Genomic DNA, 17160 nt, shown 5'->3' on the forward strand with positions numbered 1-17160 from the left:
CGGAGCCGCTGCCTTCCGTACGTAAACATATCGACATTACCCTGTTCAGGCCGGTATGAACTCTACCCTCAGGGCCCTAAGCGCACCCTTTTCGACCCTGTAGAGGCAGGATCGCCTCAAGCCCGCGACCCAGACGATATCGCTACCGGCCAGGACAATGGGCGTCCGCCGCCTCTCTCCAGGCGGGATTTTCATGTCTATGAAGAGGTCCTTAAGTTTCCTTCGCCCCTTCATGCCGAATGGCACGAGCCTGTCCCCCGGGCGCGCCTGCCTCGCTACGAGGGGTCCTCCGGAGAGCACCTTGGGGTCGAACCAGGCCACAGCCTCGCCTTCCTTAAAGTCCCCTGCCGGAGGCTTTTTCAGTTCGGCCCTGAACTCTCCAATTCCCTCGATAACGGTACTTCCAGGGACATTGATGGCCGTCTCGAAAGCAGGCGCTTCCGGGGCCTCCTCGACGGTCACGACTACCCTGTCATATACGCGCTCCGCCCGTATCCCGCCAGGCAGCGAAATAGAGGCGTTCGGCTTTTTTCCCCTCGCCATCTCCGTGAAGGCCTCGACATGGGCGCTCCCGAGCTCAAGGCCGTCTTTCCCGAGAGTTCTTCCGGCAAGGAGAAAGACCCTGGCGATTATCGCCCCGTGGGCTCTCAGAAGTTTAAGCCTATCTAGCGTTATTGAACCGGTGCGCACCTCAATAGAGACGGAGCTAAAGGCCTTGGCCGCAGCCTTTTCGATGTACTCGTCATCGGTTCGCAAGAGCGCGGCTGTCCGCGATAGCGTATCCTTGATATTGGGGTTATATTCCCGCTCAAGTCCGGGGATGAGGTCGAGACGTATGCGGTTCCTGAGATATTTGCGTTCGAGGTTGGTAGAGTCGGTGACGAATGAAAGGGCCTCAGCCGAGGCGTATCCCTCGATCTCTTTCCTGCTAACGGAAAGGAGCGGCCTTATGTATTTATCCCTCTTCGCCGGGATCCCCGCGAGGCCTGAAAGGGATGCGCCCTTCAGAAGGCGCATAAGGACCGTCTCGGCCTGGTCGTCGAGGGTATGACCGAGCGCTATCTTTCCTGCCTTGTGGAGCGAAGCGACCCTTTCAAGAAACTCGTATCTCATCGTCCTCGCGGCCTCCTGGGGCGAGCCCGGAACCTTCTTAAGCTCTCCTGGTTTCAGTCTCCCGCCCTCGAACTGCAGGCCGAGGCTTTTCGCAAACCTTTCCGTGAAAAGGTAGTCCCTCCTGGATTCGGGGCCTCTTAGCCCGTGGTCAAGGTGGGCGACGATTATACTGAGCCGGTATTCCTTACTCATACTCCATAGGAGATGGAGCATGACTACCGAATCGGCCCCGCCTGAAACGGCTGCGACAATGGTATCGCGAGGCGAAAGCATCCGGCTTCGCCTTATCTCTTCCCTTAATCGGATGAGAAGATCGGACATTCTTTTTAGCCTTAAATGAATGAGTGCCGGTTCCGGCATCTTTGTGTAATACCGGAAGCCTGTCTGATTATACTTTCATGGAGGTGCTTAAGACAAGGGAATCCCTGAGGTGAAATGGAATCGAGCCGGGGCAGATGAAACTCCCCGGCCTCGATCGCAAAAGCGCACTGGGCAAAGACCTTTTAATCAGCCCTTCAGCCGGTCTGCCGGCTGGGCCCTTAGGCCAAGGACGAATCCTCGCCTTACCCTTCCTTGTCGCACCCGGTCGAGCAGCCCTGGCAATGGCCCTTCTTTTTCCAGAGCGAGCGGTAGAGAACATAGAGCGCTCCGCCTATTATGGCAACTGCTATGATTATGTCCGCAAGTCCCATGACATACCCCCTTTCTAGGCTACCCGAGCCCCAGGAGCCTGCCGCCCTGGTAGATGACGAACGCGGCGGTCCACGCCAGGGCACTCTGGTAGGCGAACGCTATACCGAACCACTTCCAGGTGCCGAACTCGTGCCTCATGGCTATGGCGACAACCACGCACGGCATGTAAAGGAGCACGAACACCATGAAGGCGTAGGCGGTAAGCGGGGTGAACGCACCCTGCACGACCTTCCTCAACGACTCGCCGCTTTCGTCCTCGGCCGAGATGCTGGCTATCCCGAAGGTGGAGAAGACGTTCGTCCCGGCGTCCCTCAACGCCCCGCCAAAGGAGGTCACGACCTCGGCAAGGTCCTCGCCGAAGGTAGGCGGCTCGCCCTCTTCCTCCTCCGCGGCCTCCGATATGTATATCTCTCCCATGGTCCCCACGACTATTTCCTTGGCGATAAGGCCGGATATGAGGGACGAGGCGGCCTCCCAGTTCCCGAACCCTATGGGGGCCAGCACCGGCGCTACCGCCTGCCCCATCTGACCGAGATACGAGTCCTTCTTCTGCTCGACGCCCCACGGCAGGTTAAGGAGGAACCAGATGAGTATCGAGACCGCGAGTATGTAGGTGCCGGCCTTTATGAGGAAGTGCTTGCCCTTCTCCCAGGTGTGTATCATGAGGCTTTTGAAAGACGGCATCCTGTAGGGCGGAAGCTCCATTATGAAGACCGGCGCCTCCCCCCTGAAAAGGGTCCTCTTGAAGACCATGCCAGCGAGCACGGCAAGGACTATCCCGAGGACATAAAGGGACCAGAGGACGGTCCCGGCGCTCGCCGCGAAGAAGACCCCGACGAACAGCACGTATACCGGGAGCCTCGCGCCGCAGGACATGAGCGGAATCAGGAGGGCCGTAAGGGCCTTGTCCCTCGGGTTCTCGAGCGTCCTCGTCGCGTATATGGCCGGGACGTTGCAGCCGAAGCCCATGAGCATCGGTATGAAGGACTTGCCGTGGAGCCCCATCGAGTGCATGGCCCTGTCCATGACGAACGCCGCCCTTGCCATGTAGCCGCTCCCCTCGAGGAAGCTTATGAAAAAGAGCATGGCGAAGATGACCGGCACGAATACGAGCACGAAACCGACTCCGGCGATTATGCCCTCGGTCACGAGCGAGACCGTCCAGTCCGGGGCGGATATGGCCCCCATGACCGCAGCCGCCCACCTGCTGAACGGCCCCGCCGTGACGCCGTCGATCCAGTCGACAAAAGGCGTGGAGATATCGAACGTAAGCTTGAACATGACCCACATGGCCGCGAGGAATATGGGTATGCCGAGCACGCGGTTAAGCACTATGGCGTCTATCTTTTCCGTAAGCTCCCGCTTCCTCGTCTCGGGTTTCTTCAAGACCTCGCGTGAAAGGCCAGCGGCCTGCGCGTATCTCGCGTCCGCCATGAGCGACTGCATGTCAGGGCCGTGCGCTTTTTTGAGGTGCGCTATTCCCTCATCGTTCGACAGGATGCCGCCGATAGCGGCTTCACCCGCAACTTTTTCATCGCCCTCCAGGAGCTTGAAAGCGAGCCAGCGCGCCGGATACTTCTCGGCAAGCCGCGGGGCCGACTCTTGCATCTTCGAAGATAGCGACCTCACGGCGGCCTCTATGTCCTCTCCGTAGTTGAGGGCGCGGGGCCTGTGCGCTTCGGGGTCCTGGGCAATGGAAAGCGCCGCCTTGAGGAGCCCGTCCAATCCTTTTTTCCTGGTGGCAACGGTCGGGACGACCATGACCCCGAGTAGGTCGCTGAGCTTATTTATGTCGATGCTCATGCCCTTCTGCTCGGCTTCGTCATAGATATTGAGCGCGATTACGACCGGGATGCCTAGCTCGAGGAGCTGGACGGTCAAGTACAGGTTCCTTTCGAGGTTGGTAGAGTCGACGACGTTGATTATGACGTCCGGTTTCTTGTGGACGAGGTAGTCGCGCGCTATTATCTCTTCCTGGGTGTACGGGCTCAGGCTGTAGGTGCCGGGGAGGTCCACAAGCTTAAGGTCCCGGCCCTCGAATGAGAAGGCGGCCTCTTTCTTTTCAACTGTGACGCCGGGCCAGTTGCCTACATGTAGCCTTGTACCGGCTATCGCGTTTATGAGCGTCGATTTCCCGGAGTTCGGGTTACCGGCGACCGCGATCGCCACCTTCCTTTCGAGCGCCCGCGCACCCGGCGCCTTGCTCTCGGCAACTTCTACTGAGCTCATCTCAGCACCTCCACGCTTATGCCCTCGGCCTCTCTTTTTCTCAGGGAGAGCTTGTAGCTCTTTATGGTCACCTCAATGGGGTCTCCGAGAGGGGCGACCTTTTCGACCCTCACCTCCTCGCCGTGCACGACACCCATGTCCATGAGCCTCCTTTTGAGCGGGCCTGAGATTCCGAGGGCGATTATCTTCCCCTTTTCCCCAGGTTTCAGCATGGAGAGGTTCATATCTATATCCTCCTCAGGAATATCCTCATCGCCATGCCCCTGGCGAGCGCTATCCTCGATTCGTCCACCTTGATGAGCATGGGCCCGCTGCCTTCGTTCCGCAGCACCTCCACGACCTTGCCGTTCCTTATGCCCATGTTCTCGGCATGGCAGTGGCTCTTCTCCTTTTCACGGCATTCCGCCCCGGCCTGGAGCTCCGCCGCATTGGCCTTTATCTCCAGAACCTCACCCCTTTCGCCCGACATGAAAAGCCCCAAAGGCATCATGGCTGCCTCCTTCCTGATTGCGTGTGCCGGCTTCCGCGGCTCAGAACTGGACCGCGAGCTGGACTGTTACAAGGTCCCTGTCCCCGGCGTTATCAGCGAACTCGCCATGAAGGAACTCGATTGACGTTGATACGTTCTCGAAGAGCGCGTACGAAGCGGCTGCCCCGTACTGCCTCTTGGGGAAGCCCGCGAAATCGTCGCTCCCCTCGTATTTTGCGGCTACTTCAAGCTTGTCCGAGACGTCGTAGGCGACCTCTAAATTGTAAGCCATTGGCTTGTCTCCGCCCGCATTGACGGAAGCGAGATCTGCAGGATCGAACCTTTTTACGGCGGAGATATATTCAGCGCTGGCCTGGACAGCGCCTTTAGTGATGCTGGCGAATGCGCCCCATCCGGCCACGGTGTCCGTCATGAAAGGGGTTATATTGGTATCGAAAAGGCCTGCGTCGCTGTCGGCGATATCGGAAAGATAAAAGGCGCTGAGGACGATATCCTCGTTCGGGGCATAAGATGCTGAAAGGACATAGTCCCTGACGTTATCCTCGTCGCCCTGTTCGGCTACCGAGCCCCTGAACGCTCCGGCGGAAAGCCCGAGCGGGCCTGCCGAATATGAAACGAGGAGCGCCGTCTCGTTAGTCTCGCCGAGCTCGAGCGTGAGCGGGTCGGAGATGAAATGGCTCTCGAATACGCCGAAGGGCAGGTACATCTTCCCGGCAGTGAGGCTCACGCCCTCGGCAAGGTCGATGATGATAGTGCCCTCGTCGATATCTACGAAATCCGTTTCGTCCTCCTCCCATAGGAAGAGGACATGCGTCCTTACCCTGTCGTTTATCTTCGCATCGATTGCGAGCTCGAAAGTTGCAAGCGTTATGTCCGAGGAGTTTCCGTCAACGTCGTTGCTGTCGACGTGAGCCTCGACCTCCAGAAGCCCGCCTAATTGTATCCTGTCGGATATCATTGCCTTGAGCCCCGGCTCTTTCTTCTCTTCGAGCGTGTGGTACAGTTCTGCCTGGGTCTTTTCGATCTTGAGTACCCGCTCGTTGAGATCGCTCAGCTCGTCGGCATCGGCAAGCTGCGGGGTAAACGCAAGCACGCCTGGAACGAGCGCCAAAAACGCAGCTTTAGAAAGTCTATTCAGGAATGAACGCATTGCAAGCCCTCCGGACGTTTATTTTGATTCTGAATATCATTTTCAAAATACCGTGTCAACAACTTTCTTTGGGGACAGCGGGGGAAGATGCCGGAATATGCACGGGCGGACTCACGGGAGACTACGCCAAGCGGCGGATAACATTGAGAAAACTACCTGGGCTTTTAACGGGCGGCTTTACGGGAGAATTTAACAGGATAGAGAGATGCTTGTGCTGTGCTGCGCGGCGGGCCGGGCGCGTGGCGCCCTCCCCTCTTACGGCTTGTTCTTCTCGCTCCGGAGCATCTGCCTCTGGCGTGCGAAGATGTACTTTATTATCTTGTCGCGGGTCGTGTCGTCAATATCGGTGTACCTGACCACGGTCTCGAAGCCGTCCGCCGCTGGGACCGACCTCACGACCTCGCATTTGAGCTTTATGACATGGGCGTAGGTGGGGAGAAAGGTCTTAAGCACGAGCTTGTCGCCCACATCGAACTTCTCCTTGGCCAGGAATCTCAGGCCCCCGCCGCTTATGTTGACCTCCCTCGCCTCGGGCATGTTGAAGCCGTTCTTTTCCGAGAGGTGGTTGAGGAGTATATTGAGCTTCTGGTTTATGTCGAAAAGGAGCTCGTAAAGCTTCGGGTTCTCCTCGGGCTTGGGCTCTATCTCGTCAAAAAGAAGCTCCCAGTCGAATACCGTCTTCGGCTCCTCGGCCCCTTCGTCGAGCGCCTCGTAGTATACCGGTATGACGTCGTTCGTCCTTACGAACTCGCGCCTGGGGTCCTGTTCCATCTCTTCTTCGCTCATGTCTACGCCTTCAGTATTTCGCTTTCAAGGAACGCGTTCACGACCTCAGGGTCGAACTGCGTGCCCTTGCACCTTGTGATCTCTTCCCTTGCCACTTCTATCCCGAGCGCCTGCCTGTAGGGCCTAGTGGAGGTCATGGCGTCGAAGGTGTCGGCGACGCTGAAGATGCGCGCAACCAGGGGTATCTCGCAACCGGCAAGACCCATGGGGTAGCCGCGCCCGTCCCACCTCTCGTGATGGTAGAGGACGACCGCCTTCTCGGAGTTCAAGAGGTTCAACGGCCTCAGTATCTCCTCGCCCCTGACCACGTGGCTCTTCATTACTTCCCTCTCCTCGACGGTGAAATTCCCCGCCTTGAGGAGTATGTCGTCGCGGACCCCGATCTTCCCGATGTCGTGCAAGGGGCCGGCAAAGCTTATGCTGTCTATTACGTCCTGGGGGCAGCCCATGGACTTCGCGATCATGACCGCGTACTGGGTGACCCTGTGAGAATGGTCCTTGGTGTAGGTATCACGGGCGTCGAGGGCGTTCAGGAGCGAGTTCATTGCGGCTATGATGCTCAGGAATATGTTCTCCGAAAGGGCTATATTCTCGAGCTTGAGGGCAGCCTTGGCCGTGAGGTTCAGAAGGAGCGAGAGCGCGTCGTTCGTAAGCTCCTGCCCGCCGGCCTTTCCGGCAAGCCCGAGTATCACCACCACTTCCCTGTTTATGACGAGCGGCGCAAGGAGCACCGGCGCGGTGCCGATGCCGGGAAGCAGGCTTCCGAGCGCCCCGCCCCCGGAGGCGAAATACGAATAGGACTTGCTGGAGATGACGTCGCGGAAGGGGCCTTCCTTCGTGCTGAGCTTCATGCCGACGATAGAGGGGCCGTTTTCGTATCCCGCGGCCCCCCTGACCACGAGCTCGTTAGTATCGTGCTCCGCAACGAGCACGAAAGCACGCTCGGAGTCGGCGATTATCTGGGCGATATCCATGGTCTTCCGGAAGATGTCCTCTTTTTCGTTAACATCGTCCAGCGATTCGCTTATCGTGTGGAGGATCGAGAGCTCTTTTATCTTGTCCTCGAGCCTCTTCCTCGCGAGCTCGGGAAGGGTGCCTATGGCCCTGGTCTTGTCGACAGGCCTGCCGGCGGCCTCGTTCCCGGCGTTCCTCACGGCCTTTCTTACGATTATCTCCAGCTCCTCTGCCTTGAAGGGCTTGGGCAGGAAATCCACCGCTCCGAACTTGATCGCCTCGACCGCGAGGTCTATGGAGGGGTATCCGGTTATCATTATGACCGGCACCGCGGGGGCGGACTCCTTCGCCATGCGGAGAAAGTCCATTCCGCCGAGCCCCGGCATGTTGATGTCGGCCAGGACCGCGTCGAAATGCTCGTGCCTCAGGGCCTTTATCGCCTCCTCGGCGTTCCCGAAGCCGGATACCTTCCAGCCCCTCCTTGAAAGTATTTCGGATAGCGCCTCGCGCACGCTCGTTTCGTCGTCGACGAGCATTATCCGGAGCTGCTCTATTTGCAATAACCTAGCTGCCTGCAACTTGAAATCCCCTCCAGTCAGGTCTTTGGCGCGGTTTTCTTTGCGAACCTGTCGGCTTCCCTCAGGTACTCCTGGTACTTGAGCGGGTTAAGCCCGTCCTTTTGGGCGGCCTCGGCAGCCGCCTCCCGGTCCCGCCCGTATCCGGAGGTCTCGGCGCCGGTCCCGAGCGCCTTCTTGAGGACGGCTATCTCACCGTAAGCGGTCCTGAGCTCCTCCAGAAGGGTCCTGTTCTGGAGCATGAGCCTCAGGCGCTCGCACGCGTTCTTAATGACTATCATGAGCTCGTCGAGCCTGAAGGGCTTAGCTATGTAGTCGTACGCGCCCGTCTCTATGGCCTTTACCGCCGTCTCTATTGTGGCGTAGCCGGTTATTATGATTACGAGTATGTCGCTGTCGAGCTCCCTTATGCGCTGAAGGAGCTGGAGGCCGTCCATGCCCGGCATCATCAGGTCGGTTATGACCATGTGGAAGTGGTCCATCCTGAGCTTCTTAAGCGCCTCCTCGCCGTCCCTGGCGAGAGACACGTCATAGCCCCAGTTCCTGACCGCTTCGACAAGGAGCTCCCTCAGATCGAGGTCGTCGTCCGCTATGAGTATCTTGAATTTCTCTTCTGACATTTCGTCCAGCCCGCGTATTTCCGGAGCGGGCGCCGCGCGGCGCCCGGCCCGGCCCGGAATTATAATCCGGGCAGAAGGTAATAATATTCAAAGAAATAAAATCAGGATAGTCTTTCGGAACCTGCTGTAGCGCCTTGCTGTCGTTTCGACGGCACGAAACAGCCAGGTCAGTACCCTCTGCCCGAAACCTGCCCGGAAATCCTGGCCTGTATCTGGGAGAGTATGTGCTTTCTCTTGCCGTCTTCGGAAATATCGACCTTGTCCACCGCTGCCGCAGTCTTTTCAGGCTCCTTACGGACGCCCTTTTCCATCTCCGGCAAGCCCAGCCCCGTGATAACAGTCCTGTCGACTTTTATCATGTTCCCTCCCCGCAATTCCGACAAGGTCATATCGTCCGATAAACCGGTATACTTGAGCCATTTTTTATCATTTTAAGGGCTTAAGAAGGAAGAAAATTCTGAAGGGGACGAAGGGGCTGCCAGAAGGCCCCGGACGGCTCAAATCACTTGGCGTAAGCCTTAAGCGCGCTACGGCCTGTTTTGACCTGAGTAAGTTTTGAGGATATCCCGCCCATAAGGGCCTGGACCTCTGATGTAAGGAGATTATCGGCCTCGAGGAGTCTTTCCGCCAGGAGACGGACCTCCGGGGCCTTGCCGCCAGGGCCTGAACGTCCCAGGTCCATGAAAAGCCTTTCTCTTTCGGCCTGGCATGCGACAAACTCTTCGATTCTTTTTTCCCTGATAAATCGAAGCTGTAGGGTCGATATTTCAAGCAGTCTATTAAGTTTCTCCCATGCTGGACCCCGGCTATGCTCCACAGCTCAAGCTCCTCGGCTCCGCGCCCTCCTGCCTATGAGTCGAGATGGCTTCCCATCCGGCCTTAAGCTCGGATATTACCCTGTTCACGGGCTCTATCCTGGAGGCGTCGTTTTTAAGGTTCGCCTCGGTAAGGGCTATGGTGCAGAACTCATACAGCCTTGCGAGGTTCGAGGCGATCTCGCCCCCGCCGTCGCCATCGAGGGCCGTTGTAAGCTCGCCGATTATCGCAAGCGACCTGTTGACATACCTGCCCCTCCCGCCTATGTCGTTATTGCCGATGGCCATCTGGGCGAGCTTGTTGAAGCGCAAAATCCCGTCATAGAGCATTATGATAAGGCTGACCTTGTCGGCCGTCATGACCTGCACGGTCTGGTATTTGGCTACGCTCAAAACGACCCCCCGCCTAAATAGTTCAAGAGAGTGGCCCCCTGGTTCTTGAGACTCGCGAGCATGGTTTCAAGGGACATGAACTGCGCCCTCAGCTGCTCCTCGTAGGTCGCAAGGTGGGCCTCTTTCCTCAGTATGTCTTCCTCTATCCTTTTTATGCTCTTGTCTATGCCGCTCTGGCGGTTCTTTATCCTGCCGTCCACGATGTCGTTTATACCGTTCGCCACCTCGTGGATGAGCTCGCCGAAGCCGGAGACGTCCCCTTTCGTGAAGAGGTCCACTACCCCTTCATAGTTATCCGAGAGGGCGCTCGTGAACTTCGAGGAGTCGAGCGTAAGGAGACCGTCCTCGCCGGTCTTTATGCCGACGTGCATAAGCCTGTTCATGTCCTCGGGAAGCCCGCTTATGGCGGACCCGAATACCCTTCTTAAGTCCTCCCAGACGCTCCTCGCGACGCTGTCGCCGAAGAAGGGGCCCCCCTTCTTTGTCTCGCTGTCATACCTGTTGTTGGACTTGATGTAGCTTACGACCCCGTTGTAGGCGTCTATCAGGGCCTTTACCTTCTTCTCGGCCTCCTCCGTGTCCCTGTCGACCGAAAGCGTGACGGCGGCCCCAGGGTCTGCCGCCTTGAGGTCAAGAGTGACCCCGGTAATGAGGTCCGATATCGTATTAGAGGACCGTGTGACCGAAAGGCCGTCCACGGTAAGGGTGGCGTCCTGGGCGGCCTGGAGCGTGGTCGAGAAGACGAGGTCCGTGTCGTTCTGGGTGATGTTTATGGCGCCTGCGGTCCCGGTCGTATCGCTCTTGAGGACGAGCCTGTAGGAGTTTTCGCCCGAGCCGTCGTCCACGATGGAGGCCGTTACCCCGGCATTTAGCGCGTTTATGGAGTCCTTCAGGCCCGCAAGCGTGGTTGTCGAGTCTACCGGGATGGTCTGCGCTTCGCCTCCGGCCACCTGGAAGCTGAAGGAGCCCCCGGACGAAATTACGGCCGTATCGGAGCTCACTCCGTCCGCGGCGATCTTGTGAGCCTTGGCAAGGGTGTTTATGGTTATCTCGTGGGTGCCGGCGTCTGCGGACTGGCTTGCGGACGCCGTGAAGTACGTGCTGTCGCTTACGGTCGCCTTGAAGGAATTGAAAGCGTTTTCGGTCCTTAGCGCGTTCGCGGCGGTTACGAGCGCCGACACTTTGCTGCCAAGCTCGGAATACGCGGATTTTGCCTTGTTGAGTGCGGTCTTGTCGTACTCAAGCTGGTTTATGGACTGCTTTCTTATGCTTACCAGCTGGGTTATGAGCGACTGGTATTCGATGTTGCTCACGACACCCGAAGTGGCGCTTATGCTCATGGTGCCCTCCCGTCCGGGCCTTTAGGCTTGGTTTTTATTGAGCATCCGTAGAAGCTCATCCATCCTCTTCCTGATGGCGATCATCTCCTCGGACGGTATCTGCCGTATCACCTCGTCTGTTTCAGGGTCGATGATCTTTACGAGGACCTCCTTCAAGCGGCTGTCGGCCTCGAACCTGAGTTCGGTGTTCATCCTCTTCAGGTAAATCCGTTCATCCGCTGCGGCCTTGTCGAGCTCGTTTGCGCTCTCGGCCTTATCCGGGCCGGACCCGGCGGACGCCTTCTCCTCTTCGGCGGGCCTTGGCGGCTCGGGACGCCTCGTGTGCTCCAGATCAAGTACGCTCAGGCCTTTGATTTTTTCAATGCTCATATCGTGCCTCATAGCGGGCGGGGATGGCAGACCCATCCCCGCCCCTGCTACGGACCCGCTGATTTACGGGCTGATTACCTCAAGAGACCGAGTACGTTCTGCGGCAGCTGGTTCGCCTGCGCGAGGACCGAGGTGCCGGCCTGGACCATTATCTGGTTCCTCGTGTACTGGGCAGTCTCCATCGCGAAGTCCGCGTCCCTTATCCTCGATTCCGCGGCCTGGAAGTTGGTGTAGGTGACCTGCAGGTTCGAGAGGGCGGCGGTGAGCCTGTTGCTGGACGCACCGTAGATGGCGCGGGCGTCGTTTATGGTCTTAAGGGCACTGTTTATGGCGCTCAGGGTCTGGAAGGCCTCGTCCCTGGTCGATATCGCCCCGGACACAAGACCGAGAACGCCGGTCGTGAGCGCGTTGAGGCTTACGCTCAGCTCGTCGTTCGTGGTGTTCTTGAAGCCGATGAACATCGTGAGGGCAGCGGTGCCGCCGTCGAGGATCTTGTAGCCGCCGAATTCCGTGGTGGCCGCGATCCTGTCGATTTCCTTGATGAGGGTGTTGAACTCGTCGCTGTAGTAGGACCTGTTGTCGTTGTCCAGGGTGCCCTGGGCCGCACTGGCGGCGAGTTCGCCCATCCTGGTGACGATGTTGGTTATCTGCTCGGCAGCCTTGTCGCTTATCTCCATGGCGCTTATGCCGTCGTTGATGTTCCTGATGGACGCCTGTATCATCCTGGACTGGCTGCGGAGCTGGTCCGCCCTGCCGAGGCCTGCGGCGTCGTCGGCGGCGCTGTTGATCCTGAAGCCTGACGAGAGCCTGGAGACGCTTACCTTGAGCTGAGAGTTGGTGACTGCGAGGTTCTGCTGCGCGACAAGAGCGGATACGTTGGTATTGATTACGAGTGACATTATGATACCCTCCTTAGTGTTTGGTTCGGCATCCTTGCCGTTTTTTTTTCGGGTCCTGCCCCGGCCTTTTCCGACCTGCCTCCCTTTCGGCCTGTCTCGGGCTGAAGCCCTCTTGATAGTTTTATCGGAAAGCCGCCTGGAATCCTTTAGGGGAAATCAGGCGTTGAAGTGAAAAAGTTTCTCCTCCATTTCCTCGACAAAGGGGCAGAGCTCGTATTCCATGAGGTCGGCGAGCGTGACATGGTCGCCGGATTCCCTGGCCTCCTTCATGGCCTCGAGGAACTTGACTATGGGTCCGAAGTAACCGGCCGGGTTGACGTTAAAAAGGTCCATATTATACTTCTCTCCCCCTTTGACCAGGGCGTCTATGGTCCTCACGACCTCGATAAGGCCGTCAAAGACGGATGCGAACGACGCGTCCGCCCTGCTGTTGCCGGTCCTGAGATCGCTTATGCAGAGCTTCACATTGTCCCTCGTGACCCGCAGGTATTCCTGCGCAAGGTCGAGGCCCTCGAGCGCCACCTCCTCCATCGAAGCGGTCTTGAGGAGAAAGCCCTTGTGCACGGAAAGGGGTTTCTTGAGAACTTCGCTCCCCCTCCATCCTGAAAGCCTCTCCCCGTCGACCCAGAGCTCCATTACGAAGCGCCTGTGGGACGTAAGGTCCCTTTCAACCGCCTCTATCAGCTCCCCTATCGTCGAGCCCCTGCCGCGGTCTTCGAAATCCAATCTGATGTCGTCCAGGTATACCTCTGTCGTCATATAATTCTCCTCAGGTTCGTAAAGGGACGTCCTTGCGGCAATGCTCCTTGACCGGGGCCTTCAGCGCTTGAGAGGTGGCAAGGAGGACCGGCCTGTATCTGCCGCAGACCTCCGATATCATCCCGTAGGAAGAGGCCATTGATTCGAGCTCCTCCCTGATCTGCTTTTCCGGATCGCCTTCGTCCGGGCCGCTACGCAAGCGCTCCTTCAGTCTGTACGTATATTCCATCAGCGCCTCCCATATGAAAGGCGAGCTCTCGGCGGACTTGAATAGCCTCTCCTCGAGCCTTTTTATTCTAATAACGCCCGCCTCGATCTCGCGGGGGTCCAAATGGTCTCTCAGGAGCTTTCTCACGGAAGACACTTCCTTGAGTATAGAATCGGCAAATCTGCCAGCTTCCTTTAGCTTCATCTGCATGGCCTCAAGTGATAATGAAAGCCCTTTGAGGTCGGCCGTTTTAGCGGAGGACCTGGCCGCATCTATGATCTCATCGAGGCTGACTTCATTTTTTACATATCTTTCAAGCACTTGGGAAAGAGGGACGTGCTCCATACCTTCGATATAGGCCCCGCCCTCTGTCGCGTTTATCACGTTCAGGGGAATACCCTTTTTTTTCATCACAGCCAGGTAGTTCTCGAACCACTGATGGAAGGTCACCCAGTCGAACTTGCTCGGCACTGGCTTGCCACCAACGCCCTTCAGCCACATGAGCTTGAAAGCGCTCCTTGCCTTTTCGCTCAGGGTTACATAGTCCTCCTCTATAACCACCTCGCCTTTTTCCTCGTCTATCCTGACGTCCTGGGCAACGTAGACCCCGCCCTCCGCGTGAGTTCCGCTTTCGCCGAAACAGAGGTCCTGGCCTATGAAGACTATCGGGCTGCATCCCAGCATGACCCCGATATCGAGCGCGGCTGTAGTGACGCTTCCGCCGCTCGCCGGGAAGTAGTCCGACCCGAAAAACCCGGCATGCTCGCTGCCAAGGGTCATGAACGGGCTGAAAAACACGTACTTCTCCTTTACCTCCCTCGTGAACATGCCGGGGTGCGAGACCTCTCCGAGTATGAGCCTGGTCTCCCGGTCGTTTTCGTCGTACGCGAAATACTCGGGCAGGTCGACCTTCTCGGAAGCTATTATGAAATCCGGCACCACGCCGTACTTGAGAAGGGGCTTGTACGCGGTGATGGCCGCTATGATTACAGCCTTGCCCCTGGCCTCCCTGAGGAGATGGGCGTTCTTATGGAGCGACGGCCCCGCGCCTGCGATGACCAGCGGCACTCCTTTCAGCCTGTCCCTGAGGGCGTCTACGGGCGTGCAGGCCAGTATCTGCGGGATGTTCGCGAGGTAGTTCCTGATCCAGGCCTCCCTTGAGTCCACGTCAGTCCTGATGTTGACCTTGTTGCTTACCTGCGCGTTATTGACCTTGTTTAAAAAATCAAGGTACTCCTTCGGGAAGCTCATCTTGTAGGGGCTGGTCGTATAGCAAAGGAGATCGTCGAAGCCGTCCATGCTTCTTACCGCGGCGACCACGCCCTGCATGTCGTCATGAACAAAAACATCATCGAGCGCGAGGATATCGGAGAGGTCGGCCTGCCTCAGGACCCCGTGAAGGATCTCCGGCGAAGGCTCGTACACAACCACCTTTTTCTGCCCTTTTTCCACGAGCGCTTTAAGGAGGTGCCCGCAGCCCAAACCGAAAATGAGCACCCAGTGCGCCTTTTTCGAGGCCAGCTCCTCGGCCTGCGCCCCGGCCTCCTTTGCCGGGTCGTACGCGCTATGGAAGAGGCGGCCCATGTGCCTGAAGGTCGGCTCCCCTGATTTGGCGGCCTCGACTTTGACAAACTCGCCGTTCCATCCGGTTACGCGCTCGGCGAGGGCCCTGTCCTTCTTCCCTATGGCCTCGATGTTTTTTTCAAGCAGCCCCATATCCGTCAGCTCCTCACAGCCCTTATCGTGAAGACGGCCTCGTTAAAGCCCCTCCAGACCCACCACGCGGTGTCGTCGAACTCGCCTAACGAATGATAGACCCGCAGGAAGAAGGAGTCTTCGCCGGGGAGTTCCATGTATCTCAGCATGGGGACCGTATAGAGCCTTGCCTTATCAGTCGAGATCTCTATTGCCTTCTCCCTGTCACCTATCCTCAACCAGCCCTCGGTCGCGCCGAGACATGAGCTTGCGGACACTCCCTGACTTACAGGCTCCTCGTGGGTGATCGAATGCCCGCCGAGGATGAATCTCTCGGGGCCCCGGCCGCCGTTTACGGTCTCGAACCAGAGGCTCCCGCGATCGAAGCTCGAAGGGACGAGAGTGAATATGCCGGCCCGGAGCGACGATGCCGCGAGGCCGTTCACCTTGAGCCTGTAGCTTATCCCGACCTCCGGCTCCGTCTTCGAGATGTCGTACCTTTTCCAGAGGACCCCGATGTCGAGCGGGCTTCTTATGAGGACGCTTACCTTCTCGCGCTCATCCTTTACATCCACGTGCGAACGGCCGAGGTCGGCCGTCTGCTTACCTTCGCGCGAGGTATGTATCAGGTGGCCGCTGAAGTAGTCGGCCCCGAGCCTCATGTCCTCGTAATGACCGTGCGGAAGAGTTCCAAGAAGGGGCGAATTTGAAATAGACGGGAAGACGAGGGATTTTATCGCATAGCCCTTGTTAGGTATGAACTCGGCGATAACGGCCGGTGTCGAAACCTTCAGCTCGCTTTCGGAAGACCGGATCCGGGAGCGCCCTTCTGCGCCCATTGAGGCTCCGTCCACGCGCCCCTCCTCTCCGTCCAGTGCGAGCGCCGGAGATACGAGGTTTCCGCCGTAGACCCAGGCAAGGAGCGGGGTCCTGTGCTGATGGTTTCCGAGGAGCCTCTCCGTCTCCATCTTGAGCCACCCGAGCCTGTTCTGGAACCAGGCGTATTTCTCGTCTATCGTGTTGGTCCTGTAATCGCTCCCCCATAGATCGCAGAGCACCTCCTTGAAGTCCTCTATCGATTCCCTCTCAAGGGCGCCCTGCCTTATAAGGGCCTTCAAATTATTGTAGACCCTGTGGCATTCGGTGTTCACGTGTATGCTGTCCCTGCCCGAGGCGGCCCAGCGTAGCGGGTTGTACTTCTCCTGCTTCTTGCATACTACCGGGGTCTCGACCGACTCGAGCCGTATGAGATTCCCGGCGCCCTCGCGGCCCCTGAGGGATTCGAGCATACGGCCGGGGGTCGTTAGCCTTACCCTCGGGTCTTCAGCCGCCTTCCTGAGCAAGCCCGCCATCCTGGCGTGCTCATCCACTGACGTCGGCTCGCCCCCGGGCCTGTATCCGAAGACCTCGGCGTCGTTAGTGTACGCGGTGAATCCCCTCTCCTCGCCCTTTGACGCGTGGGAGAAGAGATACTCGAAATACTCGGCCTCGGGTATCTCGCCGTGCACGCACCTCTGGAACTTCTGGAAGGCGATGGAATGGCTCCATATGACTTCTATTTCAGTGGAAAGTCCGGCTGCCCTCTGCGGGAGGTATTTGTATTGGAGAGGGTACCTGTTATGCTGGAACGAGTTGTTCCAGTCCATGATTATCGCATCGTATCCGGCCTCTTTATATAGGTCCACGATGCCCCTTGAAAAAGTCTGCTCGTTCACGAGGGCTATCTTCGGCCTCCTCCCCAGGAGGTCAAGATAGTATTTGTTCCCCAGCTCCAGGTTCCACCTGTTGACCTCAGCCGGGACGAGCGGAAATATCGACTGCGAATACCCGGAGCCGATGAACTCGCATCTTCCCTCATCCCAGAGCGTGCGGAGCCTCTCGATGAAATAGGGGTCGATGGTGTTGACCTCCTTAAGCGTCCACGCGGTCATCTCGATGGCGACCGGTATGCCGCTCTCGGCAAGGCCAAGGAGCGGGGCATAGCACCTCTCGACCACGAGCGGGAAGTGCTCCCTCGGGATGGAGGAGAAGGCGAGGTTACAGTGGAACATCGTGTACAGGTTAAGCATTGG

General features: G+C 58.0%; 18 protein-coding genes. All 18 read right to left on the bottom strand.

All coding sequences use genetic code 11. From position 1 onward, the window contains the following. Positions 1 to 45: 45 nt before the first annotated feature. Positions 46 to 1434 (bottom strand): tRNA lysidine(34) synthetase TilS, encoded by a 1389-nt coding sequence (tilS, locus tag K8I01_02110; GenBank protein ID MBZ0219218.1) that lies wholly within the window; start codon positions 1432 to 1434, stop codon positions 46 to 48. Between the two features lie 242 nt (positions 1435 to 1676). Further along, a complete protein-coding gene (locus K8I01_02115) occupies positions 1677 to 1805 on the bottom strand; it encodes a FeoB-associated Cys-rich membrane protein (GenBank protein MBZ0219219.1) in 129 nt (42 codons plus the stop codon). Positions 1806 to 1824: 19 nt separating this feature from the next. Continuing rightward, entirely contained in the window at positions 1825 to 4035 is a 2211-nt protein-coding gene (feoB, locus tag K8I01_02120; protein MBZ0219220.1) for a ferrous iron transport protein B, read from the bottom strand. Beyond that, positions 4032 to 4259, bottom strand: a complete 228-nt coding sequence (locus K8I01_02125; GenBank protein ID MBZ0219221.1) for a ferrous iron transport protein A — start codon at positions 4257 to 4259, stop codon at positions 4032 to 4034. The genes feoB and K8I01_02125 overlap by 4 nt, the downstream gene beginning before the upstream one ends. Before the next feature lie 2 nt (positions 4260 to 4261). Next, complete coding sequence (locus tag K8I01_02130; GenBank protein MBZ0219222.1) at positions 4262 to 4525, bottom strand: ferrous iron transport protein A; 264 nt, start codon at positions 4523 to 4525, stop codon at positions 4262 to 4264. Positions 4526 to 4565: 40 nt separating this feature from the next. Then, the gene (locus K8I01_02135) at positions 4566 to 5675 is read right to left on the bottom strand and encodes an LbtU family siderophore porin (protein MBZ0219223.1); all 1110 of its coding nucleotides are present in this window, start codon (positions 5673 to 5675) and stop codon (positions 4566 to 4568) included. A 255-nt stretch (positions 5676 to 5930) separates the two neighbouring features. Further along, a complete protein-coding gene (locus K8I01_02140) occupies positions 5931 to 6461 on the bottom strand; it encodes a PilZ domain-containing protein (GenBank protein ID MBZ0219224.1) in 531 nt (176 codons plus the stop codon). Between the two features lie 2 nt (positions 6462 to 6463). Beyond that, the gene (locus K8I01_02145) at positions 6464 to 7993 is read right to left on the bottom strand and encodes a response regulator (GenBank protein MBZ0219225.1); all 1530 of its coding nucleotides are present in this window, start codon (positions 7991 to 7993) and stop codon (positions 6464 to 6466) included. 17 nt (positions 7994 to 8010) lie between these two features. Then, the gene (locus K8I01_02150; protein ID MBZ0219226.1) at positions 8011 to 8610 is read right to left on the bottom strand and encodes a response regulator; all 600 of its coding nucleotides are present in this window, start codon (positions 8608 to 8610) and stop codon (positions 8011 to 8013) included. A gap of 167 nt (positions 8611 to 8777) precedes the next feature. After that, entirely contained in the window at positions 8778 to 8969 is a 192-nt protein-coding gene (locus tag K8I01_02155; GenBank protein ID MBZ0219227.1) for a hypothetical protein, read from the bottom strand. Positions 8970 to 9112: 143 nt separating this feature from the next. Further along, positions 9113 to 9427, bottom strand: coding sequence for a flagellar protein FliT (gene fliT, locus K8I01_02160; protein ID MBZ0219228.1), 315 nt, complete (start codon positions 9425 to 9427; stop codon positions 9113 to 9115). Further along, positions 9417 to 9818 carry a flagellar export chaperone FliS gene (fliS, locus tag K8I01_02165; protein ID MBZ0219229.1) on the bottom strand — a complete coding sequence of 134 codons (402 nt, stop codon included), beginning with the start codon at positions 9816 to 9818 and terminating at the stop codon, positions 9417 to 9419. The genes fliT and fliS overlap by 11 nt, the downstream gene beginning before the upstream one ends. Further along, entirely contained in the window at positions 9815 to 11158 is a 1344-nt protein-coding gene (gene fliD / locus K8I01_02170; protein ID MBZ0219230.1) for a flagellar filament capping protein FliD, read from the bottom strand. Before fliD ends, fliS begins: the two co-directional genes overlap by 4 nt. Positions 11159 to 11179: 21 nt before the next feature. Next, on the bottom strand, positions 11180 to 11527 hold the full coding sequence (locus K8I01_02175; protein ID MBZ0219231.1) for a flagellar protein FlaG: 348 nt from the start codon (positions 11525 to 11527) through the stop codon (positions 11180 to 11182). A gap of 74 nt (positions 11528 to 11601) precedes the next feature. Continuing rightward, entirely contained in the window at positions 11602 to 12426 is an 825-nt protein-coding gene (locus K8I01_02180; GenBank protein ID MBZ0219232.1) for a flagellin FliC, read from the bottom strand. Between the two features lie 156 nt (positions 12427 to 12582). After that, complete coding sequence (locus tag K8I01_02185) at positions 12583 to 13185, bottom strand: hypothetical protein (GenBank protein MBZ0219233.1); 603 nt, start codon at positions 13183 to 13185, stop codon at positions 12583 to 12585. Between the two features lie 10 nt (positions 13186 to 13195). Continuing rightward, a complete protein-coding gene (locus K8I01_02190) occupies positions 13196 to 15109 on the bottom strand; it encodes a DUF115 domain-containing protein (protein ID MBZ0219234.1) in 1914 nt (637 codons plus the stop codon). 5 nt (positions 15110 to 15114) lie between these two features. Next, a complete protein-coding gene (locus K8I01_02195) occupies positions 15115 to 17157 on the bottom strand; it encodes a hypothetical protein (protein ID MBZ0219235.1) in 2043 nt (680 codons plus the stop codon). Positions 17158 to 17160: the final 3 nt, after the last annotated feature.

Source organism: Deltaproteobacteria bacterium, from assembly GCA_019912665.1.
Classification (GTDB): domain Bacteria; phylum Desulfobacterota; class GWC2-55-46; order GWC2-55-46; family GWC2-55-46; genus UBA5799.